The organism is Xanthomonas sp. NCPPB 3583 (assembly GCF_041475715.2).
Lineage (GTDB): Bacteria > Pseudomonadota > Gammaproteobacteria > Xanthomonadales > Xanthomonadaceae > Xanthomonas > Xanthomonas euvesicatoria.
Genome location: NZ_CM191263.1, coordinates 1,408,164 through 1,421,647 on the forward strand (window position 1 = coordinate 1,408,164; position 13,484 = coordinate 1,421,647).

At 66.0% G+C, this 13,484-nt stretch carries 16 protein-coding genes; 7 read left to right on the forward strand and 9 right to left on the reverse strand.

The features are described 5' to 3' along the window. Positions 1-95: 95 nt before the first annotated feature. Positions 96-1,829: an ArnT family glycosyltransferase gene (locus ACCQ07_RS06310; protein ID WP_218505344.1), complete on the reverse strand. Its 1,734-nt coding sequence runs from the start codon at positions 1,827-1,829 to the stop codon at positions 96-98. A 216-nt stretch (positions 1,830-2,045) separates the two neighbouring features. On the opposite strand from ACCQ07_RS06310, the gene ACCQ07_RS06315 reads away from it, so the two are divergent. Continuing rightward, complete coding sequence (locus tag ACCQ07_RS06315; RefSeq protein ID WP_003484375.1) at positions 2,046-2,762, forward strand: response regulator transcription factor; 717 nt, start codon at positions 2,046-2,048, stop codon at positions 2,760-2,762. Then, positions 2,728-4,044 carry a sensor histidine kinase gene (locus ACCQ07_RS06320; protein WP_209260894.1) on the forward strand — a complete coding sequence of 439 codons (1,317 nt, stop codon included), beginning with the start codon at positions 2,728-2,730 and terminating at the stop codon, positions 4,042-4,044. Before ACCQ07_RS06315 ends, ACCQ07_RS06320 begins: the two co-directional genes overlap by 35 nt. Positions 4,045-4,214: 170 nt before the next feature. On the opposite strand, the gene ACCQ07_RS06325 is transcribed toward ACCQ07_RS06320, so the two are convergent. The 5 genes from ACCQ07_RS06325 to ACCQ07_RS06345 form a co-directional block, all read right to left on the reverse strand. Then, complete coding sequence (locus tag ACCQ07_RS06325) at positions 4,215-4,706, reverse strand: hypothetical protein (protein WP_014089622.1); 492 nt, start codon at positions 4,704-4,706, stop codon at positions 4,215-4,217. 68 nt (positions 4,707-4,774) lie between these two features. Further along, positions 4,775-5,032: a cell division topological specificity factor MinE gene (gene minE / locus ACCQ07_RS06330; protein WP_003484370.1), complete on the reverse strand. Its 258-nt coding sequence runs from the start codon at positions 5,030-5,032 to the stop codon at positions 4,775-4,777. Between the two features lie 2 nt (positions 5,033-5,034). After that, positions 5,035-5,844, reverse strand: a complete 810-nt coding sequence (minD, locus tag ACCQ07_RS06335) for a septum site-determining protein MinD (protein ID WP_005930297.1) — start codon at positions 5,842-5,844, stop codon at positions 5,035-5,037. A gap of 35 nt (positions 5,845-5,879) precedes the next feature. Further along, positions 5,880-6,626, reverse strand: a complete 747-nt coding sequence (gene minC / locus ACCQ07_RS06340; RefSeq protein ID WP_011346732.1) for a septum site-determining protein MinC — start codon at positions 6,624-6,626, stop codon at positions 5,880-5,882. Positions 6,627-6,629: 3 nt separating this feature from the next. Continuing rightward, positions 6,630-7,229: a GNAT family N-acetyltransferase gene (locus ACCQ07_RS06345; RefSeq protein ID WP_008574695.1), complete on the reverse strand. Its 600-nt coding sequence runs from the start codon at positions 7,227-7,229 to the stop codon at positions 6,630-6,632. 236 nt (positions 7,230-7,465) lie between these two features. On the opposite strand from ACCQ07_RS06345, the gene ACCQ07_RS06350 reads away from it, so the two are divergent. The 5 genes from ACCQ07_RS06350 (at position 7,466) to ACCQ07_RS06370 (ending at position 11,964) form a co-directional block, all read left to right on the forward strand. Continuing rightward, entirely contained in the window at positions 7,466-8,662 is a 1,197-nt protein-coding gene (locus ACCQ07_RS06350; protein WP_008574698.1) for a sensor histidine kinase, read from the forward strand. Next, the gene (locus ACCQ07_RS06355; RefSeq protein WP_008574699.1) at positions 8,662-9,303 is read left to right on the forward strand and encodes a response regulator; all 642 of its coding nucleotides are present in this window, start codon (positions 8,662-8,664) and stop codon (positions 9,301-9,303) included. Before ACCQ07_RS06350 ends, ACCQ07_RS06355 begins: the two co-directional genes overlap by 1 nt. Before the next feature lie 350 nt (positions 9,304-9,653). After that, on the forward strand, positions 9,654-10,820 hold the full coding sequence (locus ACCQ07_RS06360; RefSeq protein WP_057680971.1) for a polyketide cyclase: 1,167 nt from the start codon (positions 9,654-9,656) through the stop codon (positions 10,818-10,820). Between the two features lie 80 nt (positions 10,821-10,900). After that, on the forward strand, positions 10,901-11,287 hold the full coding sequence (locus ACCQ07_RS06365) for a DUF423 domain-containing protein (RefSeq protein WP_181388215.1): 387 nt from the start codon (positions 10,901-10,903) through the stop codon (positions 11,285-11,287). A 2-nt stretch (positions 11,288-11,289) separates the two neighbouring features. After that, positions 11,290-11,964 (forward strand): DNA-3-methyladenine glycosylase family protein, encoded by a 675-nt coding sequence (locus tag ACCQ07_RS06370; RefSeq protein WP_209260895.1) that lies wholly within the window; start codon positions 11,290-11,292, stop codon positions 11,962-11,964. A 75-nt stretch (positions 11,965-12,039) separates the two neighbouring features. Here the strand turns inward: ACCQ07_RS06370 and ACCQ07_RS06375 are convergent, their stop codons facing one another. From ACCQ07_RS06375 to ACCQ07_RS06385, 3 genes are all read right to left on the reverse strand, one after another. Next, positions 12,040-12,837: a M15 family metallopeptidase gene (locus tag ACCQ07_RS06375; RefSeq protein ID WP_372363912.1), complete on the reverse strand. Its 798-nt coding sequence runs from the start codon at positions 12,835-12,837 to the stop codon at positions 12,040-12,042. A 126-nt stretch (positions 12,838-12,963) separates the two neighbouring features. Next, positions 12,964-13,146 (reverse strand): type II toxin-antitoxin system antitoxin, encoded by a 183-nt coding sequence (locus ACCQ07_RS06380; protein ID WP_008574708.1) that lies wholly within the window; start codon positions 13,144-13,146, stop codon positions 12,964-12,966. Beyond that, the gene (locus tag ACCQ07_RS06385) at positions 13,143-13,427 is read right to left on the reverse strand and encodes a hypothetical protein (protein ID WP_008574709.1); all 285 of its coding nucleotides are present in this window, start codon (positions 13,425-13,427) and stop codon (positions 13,143-13,145) included. The genes ACCQ07_RS06380 and ACCQ07_RS06385 overlap by 4 nt, the downstream gene beginning before the upstream one ends. Positions 13,428-13,484 lie beyond the last annotated feature (57 nt).

Consider the following 13,484-nt stretch of genomic DNA (forward strand, 5'->3'; position numbering starts at 1 on the left):
ATGGCGGCCTGTGTCAATGCCCGACATCTTCGAAACCCGGATGTCGGAAAGCGGTCGGACCGGGGTTGCCCGGCCGTTAACCCGACACCAAGCGTTCAGTCTGCATCGCCTTCGCTACCGGTTTGTTCGGCGTCGGACGCAGCGGTGATGCAACCGGCATGCCACGCCGTGCCGGGCAGCAACTGCCATTGATTGCGATTGGACTCGCCGATATCGATGCGTTGCGCCGGATCGATACATGCCGGCACCGCCTGCTTGAGCACGAACAGCCAGCGAGTGTGCGGCGCTTGCGCAAGCCACGGGCCGGCCTTGGCCCATTGGTCCTGCCAGCTCGCCTTGAAGCCGAAATCGGTCACCGGGCGATCGGCCTGCAGCAGGTTCTGCTCGCGCCAGGCCAGCATGCCCAGCTGCGCGTCCGGGCCGATGCGCTGGCCCACGCGCTGCATCAGACGTGAGGACGAACTATAAGGATCCAGCGCCGGCATCAACCCCAGGCCGAACACCGTCCACAGCGCGGCGGTCATCACCACCAACGCGGTGCCCGCGCGTTTACCGCGCGACCATGCACTCGCCGCCAGGCCGACCACGCCCAGGCCGATCAACCAGAAACCCACCGGCTGCAGCGAGGCAAGCTCCATGCCGCGCTTGACTGCGGTGTTCTCGGCCCAGTGCAGATGCAACGCAATGCCGCCGCCCAGCGCCAGGCCGGCGACGGCAAGCAGCAGCACATACCCGGTCAGCAGCGCCCGCACGCCGCGCCGGCGCAACAACCCCGCCAGCAACGGCGCCGCGGCAATGCACAGTGCCGGCAGCATCGGGAAGATATAGACCTCGCGTTTGCCCGGGCTGGCGCTGAAGAACAGCAGCACCAGCACGCTCCAGGCCAGCAGCAGCACATAGCGCGGGTCGCCGCGGCGCAGTCGCCGCCACCAGGCCGGCAGCAGCCACGGCAACAACAGGCATCCGGGCAGCCACAAGGTGGCGATCACCTGCAGGTAGTACCAGAACGGTTTGACGTGATGCCAGGCGTGCGCGTAGCGCGTGCCGGTCTGCTTGAACAACAGCTCGTGCGCATAGGCATGCAGCTGCGGGTCGTCGCTGTGCCACAGCGCGATGCCCAGCGGCCCCAGCCACACCGCCGTACCGGCCACGAACGCCGGCAGCACCAGTGCCCAGCTGCGTCCTGCCAGCGCGCGCGCCGGCAATACGCGCCAATGCGTACGCCGCAGCGCCATCCACGGCAGCAAAACCAGCAGCGGCAGAAAACCGACGCCCTTGGTCACCGTGCCGACGCCGGCAGCAAACAGGCCCAGCGTCCAGGCGCGCCAGTCCGGCCCGCGCAGCAGGTGCCGCAGCAGTCCCCACAACGACAGGGTGGTCAGCGCCACCAGCACCATATCGATCTGCGCACGCTTGGCCATCAGGCCGAACTGCAGCACCGTGAACAAGGCCAGCACCGCGTGGGCCGCCACGCGCCGCGTCCAGAGCCGGCGCGCGATATCCCAGGTCAGCCACAACGTGGCCAGCGCGGCCAGCAGCGACGGCAGCACGAAGGCCACCGGCCAGTGCGGTACCAGTTCGTAGGTGGCCGCCTGCAGCCACATGAAGACCGGCGGTTTTTCTGCATACAACTCGCTGCCACGGTGCGGCAGCAGCCACTGGCCGGTCTCGACCATGGTGCGCGCGGCCAGCACGAAGCGCGGCTCGTCCGGCGGATTGGGTTGGCGCATGCCCAGCCCGGCCAGCAAGCTGACGACGATCAACAGCAGCGCGGCCAGCAGTGCACGCTGGCGGGATAAGGAGGCAGCGATGGCAGGCGACACGCGCACGCCCTGAGTAAATGCGGGCAGACACTATCTGGCAAGTGGGTCGGAAATTTGTCGGAGCCGAGCCTGCGTGATCGCGCATCGCAGCGCAGGCATCGCCATGCGCGGCTGCCGAAGCGCAACCGGTTGGAAGGCCGTACCGGCGATAGCGGTCGCGTTTGGCCGGCCTCGGTTAGGATGCGCACACTGTGCCTGCCGGGCCGTCCTGGAACCCCGCTCATGCGGCTGCTGGTCATTGAAGACAACCGCAATATGGTTGCCAACCTGTTCGACTATTTCGAAGCGCGCGGGCATACCCTGGACGCCGCGCCCGATGGCGTCACCGGCCTGCATCTGGCGACCACCCAGCATTACGACGCATTGATCCTGGACTGGATGATGCCGCGCATGGATGGACCGGAAGTGCTGCGTCGGCTGCGCGAGCAGCACCAGTCCGAATTGCCGGTGATCATGCTCACCGCACGCGACGAACTGCCGGACAAGATCGCCGGCTTCCGCGCCGGCGCCGACGACTACCTGACCAAACCCTTCGCACTGCCCGAGCTGGAGGTGCGCATCGAAGCCTTGCTGGCGCGTGCGCACGGCCGTCGCCGCGGCAAACTGCTGCAAGTGGCCGACCTGCGCCTGGACCTGGCCACGCTGGAAGCGACGCGCGCCGGCCAGGTGCTGCATCTGTATCCGGCCTGCCGCAAGTTGCTGGAGGTGCTCATGCAGGCCAGCCCAGCTGCGGTGACGCGGCAACGCCTGGAGCAATCGTTGTGGGGCGACGATCCGCCCGACGGCGACATGCTGCGCTCGCATATCTATGAGTTGCGTCGCAGCGTGGACGGCCCGTTCGCGCAAAAACTGATCCATACCTTGCCGCGGCTCGGCTACCGGCTGGCGCAGCTGGATGCGGCCGATGCACCTGGCGCTGGCGACTGCAGCGATGTCTAAACAGCGCCCGTTGGGTCGCCGCGTGCTGGTGTGGTTGTTCGGCTACACGCTGCTGATGACCCTGGCGGTGTTCGGCACCGCGCAGTACCTGCACGAACGCGCCGAACACGGCGTGTGGCGCTCGCTGCTCAATTCCGAACTGGACAGCATTCTCGAGCGCAGCGTGCAGAATCCGGAGTATCACTGGCAGGACTCGGACACCTTGCGGCTGTACCGCGTCGACGATGTCGCGCGCACGCCGCCGGTCTTGCGCACCCTGCATCCCGGCCTGCATGACGGTCTGGAGATCGCCGGCCGCCAGAGTGCCGTGATGGTGCGCGACACCGCGCATGCCGGCCGCCTGGCCCTGGTGCTGGACATCACCGATTTCGAAGCGCTGGAAAAATTCCTGACCCGCTGGATGCTGGCCGCTGGCATCGCGCTGATCGGCATCACCTTGCTGATGGGTACGTATGCGATGGCCCGGCTGGTGCGCCCTTTGGTGGAACTTGCGCGCGACATCGGGGCGTTGCGTCCAGGGCAGCGTGCGCAGCAGATTGCGGTCGGGCCACAGGGCAGCGCCGAACTGTACGTAATTGCCGATGCGCTCAACGATTATCTGGAACGCAATAGCCAGTTCGTCGACCGAGAGCGGGCCTTCATCGACAGCGCCAGCCACGAATTGCGCACGCCCATCGCGGTGATCGGCAATGCGGTGGAGCTGGCGCTGGAGCAACCCGGCACGCCGCCGGCGGTACGCCACCAGCTGCAGCGCATTGCCCAGACCAGCGCCTCGGTCGAGCAGTTGATCACCTTGCTGCTGGTGCTGGCCAAGGACCCAGGCCGGCTGGTGCGCAGCAGCGATGCGTTGCGGCTGGATCAGTTGCTGCCGGACATCGTGGCCGACCACACGCACCTGTGCGCCGACAAGGATCTGCAACTGGTCGTGGACCCGTTGCCGCCGTGCAGGCTGGTCGCCCCGGTCGCCATCGTGCAGACGGCCATCGGCAACCTGTTGCGCAACGCCATCGAAAACAGCGACCGCGGCATCATTCGCATCTCGCTGTCGGCGCCCGGCGTGGTCCGCATTGCCGACCCCGGCCATGGCATGACGCCCGAAGAGATCAGCGCCATCTATACGCGCCTGGCGCGCGGCAACGCACGCCAGGGGAGTGGCATCGGGCTGGAGCTGATCGGACGGTTGTGCGAGCACCTGGGCTGGCATCTGCAGCTGGATTCCAATGCAGGGCAGGGCACGGTGGCCACGCTGGATCTCTCCGGCGCCACGGCAACGGGATCCTGAGGCCGATCATTCGATCGACTGCGCTCAGCCCAGACGGCGCGTCCGCTATTCGGTACTGCAGGTGCCACACGTTCGCCGCTGCTGCTGCGAACGCCGCACTGCCCTGATGCCCGTCGCTGCTGACCACTGCTCGCTGCGGTTGGGCAGCCACTTGAACGCGCCGCGCAAGCTCAGGCAGGCAACAGGCCGCGTGCGTCCAGCCAGCTGCGCGCGTTCTCCGCGTCCTGCTCGAACCAGGCACGGGTGGAGCCCAGCCGATACGTATAGCCCCAGCTGTCCATGTCCGCCATCAGGCGCGCGCTGCCCACGCCGGGCAGTTGCTCGGCCAGCAGGATCTGCAGGTAACAGGTGGCGTCTTCTTCCTCCACCGAATCGGTGGCGTCGGTATGCACGGCGGCGCGTTTTTCCGCAGGCAGCACGATCAGATGTCCGGCTTCGTGCAGGAGCGAATGCACCGGGGTGTCGTCGCGCACGTAAACGTCGCAGCCGATGATGCCGGCCTCCGGTTCGCCCCAGAAACTGCCTGGAATCGCTGCACCACTGTCCACGCGATGCAGGCGCAAGCCATAGCGCGCGAGCAGGGCGGCAGGTGCGTCCAGGCCGATATCGGCCACGCACAGAACATCGGCAGCGGTGGGTGTGGCAGTGGGGGCGGTGGTCACGCGCAATGGCTCGCGGTCGGGTCACATGCAACAACGGCACCGTGCGAACGCGGTGCCGTTGTCGGCGCTTACTTGTCGCCGTCTTCCGGCAGGGCGACCGAGATGTCCAGCACGTCGTGTTCGCCGTCCTTGACCAGATCCACGCGCACGGCATCGGCATCGATGTTGACGTACTTCTTGATCACTTCCAGCAGTTCGCGCTGCATCAGCGGCAGGTAATCCGGCCCGCCGCGGTGGTTGCGCTCCTGCGCAATGATGATCTGCAGGCGGTTCTTGGCCGTCTCGGCGGTGTTCTTCTTGCTCTTGAGAAAATCGAGCAGGCCCATGCTTACCCTCCGAACAGCTTGCTGAAGAAGCCTTTCTTCTCCACGGATGTGAATCGCATCGGGCGCTCCTCGCCCATGATGCGGGCGACTGCGTCGTCATACGCCTGGCCGGCCGGGGACTCGGCATCCAGGATCACCGGCTCGCCCTTGTTGGAGGCGTTGAGCACGTCGCCGGATTCGGGAATCACGCCGATCGCCTTCAGGCCCAGCACTTCTTCCACGTCAGTGATGCTGAGCATCTCGCCGCCTTCCACGCGGCCCGGGCTGTAGCGGGTCAGCAGCAGGAACGCCGGCACGGCCTTGCCTTCTTCGGCCTTGCGGGTCTTGGAATCGAGCAGGCCGATGATGCGGTCCGAGTCGCGCACCGAAGAGACTTCCGGATTGACCACCACCACCGCGCGGTCGGCGAAATACATCGCCAGGAACGCGCCTTTTTCGATGCCGGCCGGCGAATCGCAGACGATGTAGTCGAAGCCGTCGGCGGCCAGGTCCTTGAGCACCTTTTCCACGCCTTCCTGGGTCAGCGCGTCCTTGTCGCGGGTCTGCGAGGCGGCCAGGACGTAAAGGTTCTCGAACCGTTTGTCCTTGATCAGCGACTGCTTGAGCGTTGCTTCGCCGTGCACGACGTTGACGAAGTCGTACACCACGCGCCGCTCGCAGCCCATGATCAGGTCCAGGTTGCGCAGGCCGACGTCGAAGTCGATGACCGCTACTTTCTTGCCGCGCTTGGCCAGCCCGCAGGCCAGGCTCGCGCTGGTAGTGGTCTTGCCGACGCCGCCCTTGCCGGAGGTGACTACGATGATTTCAGCCAAAGGATTTCTCCGAATATTTCTGTGGTTGGGCCGCGTCAATCAAGCGCAGCGATCTTGATCTGATCCTGCTCCAGCCAGACCTGGACGGCCTTGCCACGCAGGTCCATGGGAACATCGTCCAGCACCTTGTAGTGGCCAGCGATGGCAACCAGTTCGGCGTGGAAGTCGCGGCAGAAGATGCGCGCGTCGGGATTGCCCTGCGCGCCGGCCAGAGCGCGGCCACGCAGGGTACCGTAGATATGGATGCTTCCGTCGGCGATGACCTCGGCCCCGGCACCGACCGTACTGAGTACGGTCAGGTCGCAGTTCTCCGCGTACAGCTGCTGACCCGAACGCACCGCGGTGCGCTGCATCCGGCCCGGCGCCGGTCGCGCGGCCGGCGGTGCCGGCTCGGCACGTGCGGGCGGCGGCGGTGGCGGTGGCGGACTGACCGCGGTCGGCTCGTACTGCGCGCGAAATTTGGCCAGCAGCGGCACGCCCAACTGCTGGGACAGCAGGTCGATCTCGCTGGTGCCGTAGGCCAGCGCCACCGGCAGCACGCCGGCATCGCGCAGGCCGTCCAGCAGCGCCTTGGCCGTAGCCAGGTCCGGCACCTGCGACAGCCCGCCGAAATCCAGGATCACCGCCGCACGGCCGAACAACTTGGGCGCGCGGCTCACGCGCTCGCGCATTTCCTGCACCAGCCGCGGCACATCCAGCGTCCGCACACGCAGGTTGGCGATGCCCACCTGGCCGATCTTCAGTTCGCCGGCCTGTTCAAAATCCACATTCACACTTGCCACAACTCAGCTCCCCGTCGATGGGCTAGCGGTGGTGGCGGCATGACGCGGCCGGCCCACCCACGGCAAGTGGTCGGGCAACTTGCCGCCATAGGTCTCCTTGACCCACCGATAGCTGCACATGTCTTTCATCAGCATGCTGGCGCGCACTTCCACATCGGGCATGGTGTTCTGGCCAACCTCGCGGAAGCCGAAGCTGCCATGGAACAGCAAGGCCGCATCTGCGCCATGGTCCAGGAACACCTCGCACGCCAGCTGCGGGTAACGCAGCTCGGTATAGCTCTGCACATCGGCATAGAACGCCCGCCCGACGCCACCGCCGCGGCGGCGGCTGGCGACCACGATGCGGTCGATATAGAAGAATTCCGGGTGACGGTCCCGGAACCAGGCGAAATTGCTGCTGTCGTGCGCACTGCCGCTTCCGAAACCGACCAGAAACCCGGCCAGGTTGCCGTCGCGCTCGGCGACGCGGAAATACTCGGCCTGCTCGTAGAAACGTTGCAGCCTGGTTGAATCCAGCGGCAGGATCGCCAGTCCGGCATTGTTGTTCAGGGCCAGGACGGAATCGAGCTCGTGCTCGCGCACGTCGCGGATGACGATCGACATTGGGACTCCGTGGGGTAACGCGTCGACCCGAAATCGGATCTGCGTCGGATTATTACATGCGGGGCCTGAAGCGGCGACCCAGCGCATGCGATCGGCCGGCGCGCGGCAGGTGCCGGCGTGCAACGGCGCGTCAGCACAGGCGCTGCGCGGGCCCGACATCCGCCACCCGTGCACCTGCCGGCATGCATGACTTCCGGCAAGAGGGCAGCGCGGTCGCTTACACCTAAGATGCGGGCATGTTGGGATACCTCAGTCACACGCGCGTCCTGCGCTTTGCCGGCCTGTTCACCTGGGCGATGATCGTCATGCCCTTGGTGTACACCTACTGGCCGCCGGCCGAAGAAGGCGACCACCGCAGCGTGGCCGAGGCGGTGATGATGTCGGCATTCTTCATCGGCTTCGGCGCCAGCTACTTCTGGTTGACCCGCGGCTTGAACAGCGGCGGCCACGCGCACTGGTACGACCGGTTGATCCTGTTGCTGCTCACCATCTGCGCGCTGGCGGTGAGCTATCTGAGCGGAACCGGGCTCGGCAGCATCCTGATGATGGTGGCGGCCGGGGTGATCCCGTGGCTGCTGCCGCTACGCGTGGGCGTGCTATGGCTGGTGCTGAGCCAGCTGGCGGTGCTGCCGGTGTTCTACTACCTGCGCCCGGACTTCACCCTGTTCGCGGCGCTGATGCAGTCGCTGTTGTACGGCGGCTTTTCGATGTTCATCTTCGTCACCAGCCTGGTGGCCCGCCAGCAGACCGATGCGCGCGAAGAGCAGCGCCGGCTCAACGCCGAACTGCGCGCCACCCGCGCGTTGCTGGCCGAGAGTGCGCGCATCAACGAGCGCACCCGCATCTCGCGCGAGCTGCACGACCTGCTCGGCCACCACCTCACCGCGCTCAGCCTCAACCTGGAAGTGGCCGGCCACATCACCGAGGGCCAGGCCCAGGAGCACGTGCGCCAGGCGCACACGCTGGCCAAATTGTTGCTCACCGATGTGCGCGAGGCGGTCAGCCATCTGCGCGACAGCGGCGCGATCGACCTGGAAGCGGCGCTGCGCCCGCTGGTCACCCAGGTGCCGTCGCTGGATATCCACCTGGACATCGCCCAGCCGCTGACCCTGGACGACCCCGAGCGCGCCCACGTGCTGCTGCGCTGTACCCAGGAAATCATCACCAATGCGGTGCGCCATGCCGGCGCGCGCAACCTGTGGATCCAGGTGCGCCGCGATGCCGATACGGTGCTGATCGACGCCCGCGACGACGGCCACGGCGCCGATGCGGTCGCGCCCGGCAACGGGCTGCGCGGCATGCGTGAGCGGCTGAACCAGTATGGTGGGAAGCTCGAAATTCAAACCCGGCGGGGTGAGGGCTTTGGCCTGCGCATCGCTGTTCCAGGCGCGCCGGCACTGATGCCTGCGGCCGTGACCCAAGGAGTGTTGTGATGATCCGTGTGTGCCTGGTCGACGATCAAACCCTGGTGCGCCAGGGGATCCGCTCGCTGTTGGCGCTGGACGACGGCATCGAGGTGGTGGCCGAGGCCTCCGACGGCAAGCAGGCAGTGGAGCAGATTCCGCAGATCCAGCCGGACGTGGTGCTGATGGACATGCGCATGCCGGTGATGTCCGGGCTGGAAGCGCTGCAGATGCTCTCGCGCAACGGCACCCTGCCGCCGACGATCATCCTGACCACCTTCGACGACGACCAATTGGTGCTGGCCGGGCTCAAGGCCGGCGCCAAGGGCTATCTGCTCAAGGACGTCTCGCTGGAACAACTGGTTGGCGCCATCCGCACCGTCGCCGAAGGCGGCTCGCTGGTGCAGCCGGCGGTGACCCAGCGCCTGCTGTCGGGTCTGGAGCACATGCGTAACGAGTTCGTCAGCCTGGACCGCCCCGATCCGCTCACCGACCGCGAAACCGAGATCCTGCGGCTGATGGCGAGTGGGTTTTCCAACAAGGAAATCGCCAACTCGCTGGGTGTGGCCGAAGGCACCATCAAGAATCACGTCTCCAACATCCTCTCCAAGCTCGGCGTACGCGACCGCACCCGCGCGGTGCTGAAAGCATTCGAACTGCAGCTGGTGTGAGCTCGGCCCTGCGCCGGCGAGCTCGACGCCAAGCCGGCCTGCAGCAGGCACCGGACTCGCATTCAGGACGCTGCGGCGCCGGTCGGACTGCGAAACGGGCGGGCCGGTGCCGCCTGGCCACTGCAACATCACACGCACGCAGCACGTGATGTGCATGATAGCGGCGCGCAATCGCCCAAACCCTTGTGCAGGTTGGGATTGCGCATCCCCCACGCGCTGTGTTGCGCGGTGAATGACACCGCAAGACCGCGCTACCCGTCGCACAACTGAACATCTTTCTCGAAGCCTGCTAGGATGGTGGCTTCGCTTCACTCAACCCGGCCGTGGGATCGGCCCCGGAGACCTCCTGAATGACCCGTATTATCGAGTTCCTGATCGCCTTGGGGATCGTGGCTGGCTTGTTTGTCGTGGTGGGCTTGGTGTTGCCCTCGGAGCGGCAGATGTCCGAGAGTGTTGAGACCAACCGCAGGATGACGATTGTTTACGACACCGTGAACAGCTTCCGTCGTTTCAAGGATTGGAACCCGCTTGTGCTGCGTGACCCGAAGATCCAGCTGAAGCTGGCCGGCCCGGAAGAGGGCAAGGGTGCACGCGTCGAATACAGCTCCACCGAGGGCTATATCGGCAACGGCAGCTGGGAGATCACCAACAGCGTCAAGAACGAGCGTGTTGAGATCGCAATCGAAGATCCCACCAAGGGCTACGACAAGGTCACCAATTTCACCCTGGTGCCGACCGGCAAGAACAACAAGAACGTCAAGATCACCCAGGATTACAGCGTCAAGTACGGCTGGAACCTGTTTGGTCGCTATGCCGGCCTGTACGTCAGCCGCCACGTGGGCGACGACCTGAAGCTGGGTCTGTCGCGTCTGGCGACTGCGCTGGCCACCGTGCCGAACTTCGACTACCGCGCCGAGCTTGACGGCAAGCCGGTGTTGAGCGACCTCAAGATCGTCGATGTGCCGGCCGAGGACCTGTTGGTCGTCACCGCGGGCAACATCGATCGTGACAACGAGACGATCAAGAAGTCGATCAAGGACAACCAGGAGTGGATCAAGCGCGTGATGGATTCCAACGGCCTTGAGGCGGTTGGTCCGGTGCGCATCGTGACCACCGACTTCGCTTCGGACAAGTACGCCTTCGACGTGGTGCAGCCGGTGCGCAAGCGCGCTGGTGGTGCTCCGAAGGCCGACGCCAAGGCCGACGCCAAGAAGGACGACGCGACTGCCGCGGCACCCGCCGATGCAACCCCGGTGGCTGCAACGGGCGACGAGTTGAAGCTCAATATTCCGTCCGAAGCACCGGTGAAGTACCAGCGGGTTCCGGCGCACCGTTCGGCCTTTGCGACCTACGCAGGCCACATGGCCGGTCTGGACGCAGTGCGTAACTCGCTGCGCGCCTGGGCTGCCACCAGCGGCATGGACGTGACCGATCGTCCGTACGAAGCGTGGAAGGGTGGCGTGGACAAGTCGTTCACCCAGGACGGCACCTACGACGTCTACTGGGCCATCAAGTAATCGTCTCACCACGATGAGCTGATCCAGACGAAAACGCGCCGCAGTCTTGCGGCGCGTTTTTTTTGCGCTGCGGCGCTGCCATGGAAGTTGCCTGCATGTCTTTGCTTGATCGTCGCAAGAAACACCCCTCGCTGCTGGCTTGCTGCGGCGGCCTGCTGGCGGCCACTGCCGTCGGTCTATCGGCCTATGCCTCGCACGGCGTTGCCGATGCGATGGTGCAGTCGCGGCTGCAGCTGGCGTCGTTGTACGCATTCGGCCATGGCGCGGTCCTCACCGTGCTGGGCGCCACCGAAACGCGTGCGCTGGGCCGGGTGGGCTTGTACCTGCTGTTGCTCGGCACGTTGCTGTTTGCCGGCAGCCTGGTCGGGGGCGCGTTGCTGCAGTGGCCGACCACCCTGGCGCCGGTCGGCGGAGTGGGCCTGATGCTGGGCTGGGTGGTGCTGGCCATTGGTGCGTTGAGGCGCTGAGCATGCCGCGCCATGCCCGCGGATTCGATGTGGAGGCTGCGTTCGCGCATGTGTCCCGGCGCGATCGCGCGCTGGGTGCGTGGATGAAGCGCATCGGCCCGATCGCCCCGCAACCGGGCTGGCACAAACCCTTCGACCCGGTCGATGCGCTGGCACGCGCCATCCTGTTCCAGCAACTCAGCGGCAAGGCGGCGTCGACCATCGTGGCGCGGGTGGAAGTGGCGATCGGTGCGCAGCGGCTGCATGCGGACACCCTCGGTCGTATCGACGATGCAGCGCTGCGTGCCTGCGGCGTTTCCGGCAACAAGGCGTTGGCGTTGCGCGATCTGGCACGGCGCGAACGCGAAGGCGAGATTCCCTCGCTGCGCAGGCTCGCTTTCATGGACGAGGACGCCATCGTGCAGGCGCTGGTGCCGGTGCGCGGCATCGGCCGCTGGACGGTGGAAATGATGCTGATGTTCCGCTTGGGCCGCCCGGATCTGCTGCCCATCGACGACCTGGGCGTACGCAAAGGGGCGCAGCGCGTGGACAAGCAGGAGCAGATGCCCACCCCCAGGGAACTGGCCGCACGCGGCGAACGCTGGGGCCCGTACCGCACCTATGCCGCGTTCTATCTGTGGAAGATTGCCGACTTCAGTGTGGGGACCAAGGTGCCGACACCGCGTTCGCAGGAGTAGGGCGAACGCACGCGGGGCAGACGCGACGGGCCGTCCTGTCCAGCCGCGCTGCGTGGCGCATGACGTGCGACCGGCTCATCCCGCCGACCAACGCCAATGCCACGGTTCGTAGACGATGCCATGCGGGTTGTCGCGTGGATAACTCAGGCGGTAGCCGAATGCGTGCGCGTTGCTGCACAACCAGGCGAATGCGGGCGTGGCTTCGAAGGACTCTTCGGCCGGCGGCTCGCCCGGTGTGCCCAGATCCAGTGCGTCGCCGCTGTGATGTTCGCTGAAACCCGGCGCTGCGTTGACCGTCAGGATCTGCTCCAGGGTGAGCCCGCGCGCGAACTTGCGCTCGAAGATGCCCAGTTGGTAGTCGTGGCTGCGATAGCCGGAAATCGCATCGATCACGATGTCTGCGCGCAGCGCAGCCGCACGCATCTGTCGCCATGCGCGTGCAGCGCCGGCACTGAGCCATAGCGGGCGGCCGAAGCGATCGCGTCCGGCAAACTGCAGTGCGGCCGGTTCGGCAATCAACTGCAGGCCGGTCCGTTGCACATAGTCGTCGGCGGCGAGCCCGAGCTGGCTCAGCCGGCACTGCAATCCGTCGATCGCCAGCGTGTCGTCGCGTACCTGGCCGATGCGGCCGGTTGCGGTCTGCAGACGGTCCAATGCTTCGTCCAGGCCATGCTCGCGTGCCAGCCGCGGGATCAGCGGCATCAGACCCTGCGGAAGATGTGCAGCCAGATAGCGTCCATCGCGTTTGCGCCGCAGTAGCCAGTCGGCCTGTGCCAGCACACGCGCATCCGCATTGCCGCGCGCGCGCAGCAGATCGGCCGGCCACAGCTCGATCGCGCTGGTATTGAGGAGTACACGTTGAAGATGATGCATCTACGCAGCTTAGCGGTTGCCTGGTGAGCGCTGCCAGTCCGGCCAGGCGCTGTGACCCGCACCGACCCAGATGGGCGAACCGCTACACCGGTGCGCAGTCGCGTCTGGATGATCGACGGCGCGTGATCAATTTTCGGATTGTTCTTTTTCGCCCTGCGGTTTCGGTAGCCGGCCAGCCTTGCGTAACGCATCGCGCAGCACGTATTCGATCTGCGCATTGAGGCTGCGCAATTCGTCGTCGGCCCAGCGCTGCACGGCGGCCAACACATCGGCGTTGATACGCAGCGGGTAGGCTTTTTTTTCGCTCATTTGCCGTCTCTGCGGCCGCCGTGACGGCGCAGGTGCATCACCATCGACACGATCAACGCGTTGACGCCGATGAGCATGCCGATCACCACGGCATAGATGCCGGCGCGATTGTCGCCAGCCCAGTACAGGCATGCGGCGCCGACCAGGATCACCAGGCTGATCAATGCCCAGCGCAGGCCCAGCCCGCGTGCACGGTCGTCATCGTCGGCGCCGATGGACGCGGCGATGGCAAGCGCGGGCAAGCCGGAAAGCGCAACCACCAGGGGCACCATGATATTCATCAGATCGATCTCGGAGTGGCTGACGCAACGGAAGCGAGCGCTCGCCAGGTGGCGTGG

Excerpts from the sequence above, each read along its gene's own strand:
- ACCQ07_RS06355 (WP_008574699.1), top strand. The coding sequence starts at position 8,662 with ATGATCCGTGTGTGCCTGGTCGACGATCAAACCCTGGTGCGCCAGGGG.
- ACCQ07_RS06380 (WP_008574708.1), bottom strand. The coding sequence starts at position 13,146 with ATGAGCGAAAAAAAAGCCTACCCGCTGCGTATCAACGCCGATGTGTTG.
- ACCQ07_RS06350 (WP_008574698.1), top strand. The coding sequence starts at position 7,466 with ATGTTGGGATACCTCAGTCACACGCGCGTCCTGCGCTTTGCCGGCCTG.
- ACCQ07_RS06315 (WP_003484375.1), top strand. The coding sequence starts at position 2,046 with ATGCGGCTGCTGGTCATTGAAGACAACCGCAATATGGTTGCCAACCTG.
- ACCQ07_RS06320 (WP_209260894.1), top strand. The coding sequence starts at position 2,728 with ATGCACCTGGCGCTGGCGACTGCAGCGATGTCTAAACAGCGCCCGTTG.
- ACCQ07_RS06375 (WP_372363912.1), bottom strand. The coding sequence starts at position 12,837 with ATGCATCATCTTCAACGTGTACTCCTCAATACCAGCGCGATCGAGCTG.
- minE (WP_003484370.1), bottom strand. The coding sequence starts at position 5,032 with ATGGGCCTGCTCGATTTTCTCAAGAGCAAGAAGAACACCGCCGAGACG.
- ACCQ07_RS06365 (WP_181388215.1), top strand. The coding sequence starts at position 10,901 with ATGGAAGTTGCCTGCATGTCTTTGCTTGATCGTCGCAAGAAACACCCC.
- ACCQ07_RS06360 (WP_057680971.1), top strand. The coding sequence starts at position 9,654 with ATGACCCGTATTATCGAGTTCCTGATCGCCTTGGGGATCGTGGCTGGC.
- ACCQ07_RS06370 (WP_209260895.1), top strand. The coding sequence starts at position 11,290 with ATGCCGCGCCATGCCCGCGGATTCGATGTGGAGGCTGCGTTCGCGCAT.
- ACCQ07_RS06345 (WP_008574695.1), bottom strand. The coding sequence starts at position 7,229 with ATGTCGATCGTCATCCGCGACGTGCGCGAGCACGAGCTCGATTCCGTC.
- ACCQ07_RS06385 (WP_008574709.1), bottom strand. The coding sequence starts at position 13,427 with ATGAATATCATGGTGCCCCTGGTGGTTGCGCTTTCCGGCTTGCCCGCG.